Below are 1,903 nucleotides of genomic sequence, written 5' to 3'. Positions count from 1 at the left end.
TGATGGTCGGCATGCTGGTATCCGACGGGCGGCTGCGCCTCAATGAGACGGCGCCCGTTCCGGCGTGGCAGCGGCCGGGCGATCCACGCGGCGAAATCACCCTGCGCCACCTGTTGCAGATGCGATCGGGCCTGCGCGAGGAACCGGGTGACGAGGCGCGCATGCTGTTTGGCGCCGGGCGCGACGATATGGCCGGCGCGGCCGAAGATCAGCCCCTGGCCGCAGAGCCAGGCGCCCGGTTCCAGGACGATGCCGCCAGCGGGATCATCCTGGCTGACCTGGCGGCGCGGGTGCTGGCCCCTGGTGGAGACGCCGATGCCCGGCGCCGCGCCGTGGCCGATTACCTGCGCACCCGCCTGTTCGAACCGGTCCAGATGCGCGGCATCGTGCCTTCGTATGACGCGCATGGCACGATGAACGGTGGCGCGATGATCGATGCCACGGCGCGCGATTTCGCCCGCTTTGGCGAGTTCCTGCGCAACCGTGGCGCAGTGCATGGGGCGCAACTGGTGCCCCGGCAATGGATCGAATTCATGGCCAGCCCCTCGCCCCGCGAAAAACAGTATGGTGCTGGGGTCTGGCTCAACCGCACGCCCACCGACAGCGAGCCGCGCCTGTTTACCGCGCGTGGCCCGCGCGACATGATGGCCGCGCTGGGCGATGGCGGCCAGGCGGTGCTGGTGTCACCCGCGCGCAAGCTGGTGGTGGTGCGGCTGGGCGCCACGCCACGCGACGGCGATGCCGCGCTGATGGGCAAGCTGGGCGATATCGTCGCCCTGTTCCGCTAACGCCCGCCGAGGCCCACCAATTGGCGCGCGTCAGACCCTGGTGCTGATCGCGATCAGGCTGTCTGGCACAGCCGCGGCGGCATTGGCGCCGCGCGGAGTGAAGCGCCCTTGCACCTGGGCGCCCTGCTCGATGGTCGGGGTGTCATAGGTCACATCGCCCAGGATGCGCGCGGTCTTGCCCACGACCAGGTCGGCCACGGTGACCGCACCGTTGACCGTGCCAGCAAGGCGCGCGCTGCGGGCGGTGATCGCGCCGGTGATCACGCTGCTTTCACCCTGGACCAGCGCGGCGCAGGCCACATCGCCATCGACGCGGCCTTCCACATGCAGATCGGCCGCTGCGGTGATATCGCCCCGCACCGCCACGTCTGCACCCAGCACGGAAAACGTAGCTGCACCACGCGGTGCAGCGCGTTCAGTGCCCACCGTGGCCAGCTTCTTTGAAAACATCGGGCAGGGTCTCCAGGAACGGGCGCGGATCGACCGGGCGATCGTTGATCCGCACTTCGAAATGCAGGTGCGGGCCGGTGGAGCGGCCGGTGCTGCCGATCCGGCCGATTTCCACGCCGGGCGCCACGCGCTCGCCGGGCCGTGCCTCGATCCGCGACATATGGGCATAGCGGGTGACCAGGCCGTGGCCATGATCCACTTCCACGCAATTGCCATAGCCAGAGCGCACCCCGGCAAAGCTGACCACGCCTTGCGCGGCGGCAAAGATCGGCGCGCCGATCGGGCCCTTGAAATCGAGGCCGGGGTGGAACGCGCCACCGCCGGTGAACGGATCGGCGCGATAGCCAAAGCCGCTGGAAATGAAATCGGCGCTGGCCGGCAGGGCATGCGGCAGGCGGGCCAGGCCCTGTTCCAGCGCGGTAAGCCGCGCCATGCTCTGCCCCAGGCGCGCCAGCGCGGGATCGTTGCCGCCCAGCGCGATCAGCGGACCACCCATGGCGCGCCGGCTAGCCGCTGTTCCGCGCAGCGGCGCCACTTGCGCGGGATTGAGGCCGACCCGGCGGATCGCCGTTTCGGCCTGCATCGCGCGCGCATCGGCATACTGCGTGAGCCTGGCCACGAAGGCCGCCTGGCGCATCGCCAGGCGATCGATGCCGGCTGCCATC

3 protein-coding genes are annotated in these 1,903 nt (G+C 70.1%); 1 reads left to right on the top strand and 2 read right to left on the bottom strand.

What is annotated here, in order from left to right:
- The coding region (locus H926_RS28805) for a serine hydrolase (protein WP_237741095.1) at nucleotides 1–788 on the top strand (788 nt) is incomplete at its 5' end.
- Between the two features lie 30 nt (nucleotides 789–818).
- Here H926_RS28805 and H926_RS28800 read toward each other — a convergent pair.
- Both H926_RS28800 and H926_RS28795 read right to left on the bottom strand, forming a co-directional pair.
- Nucleotides 819–1,214, bottom strand: a complete 396-nt coding sequence (locus H926_RS28800) for a polymer-forming cytoskeletal protein (protein ID WP_022677614.1) — start codon at nucleotides 1,212–1,214, stop codon at nucleotides 819–821.
- Nucleotides 1,204–1,903 (bottom strand): M23 family metallopeptidase (locus H926_RS28795; RefSeq protein WP_082209231.1); only part of this gene is annotated, 700 nt, incomplete at its 5' end. The genes H926_RS28800 and H926_RS28795, both read right to left, overlap by 11 nt.

Origin of the sequence: Novosphingobium sp. B-7, assembly GCF_000410615.1 — a bacterium.
In the GTDB taxonomy this organism is placed as follows: Bacteria; Pseudomonadota; Alphaproteobacteria; order Sphingomonadales; family Sphingomonadaceae; genus Novosphingobium; species Novosphingobium capsulatum.
Note: the sequence above shows the minus strand (reverse complement) of the source record. Positions and strands in the feature narration are given on the sequence as shown.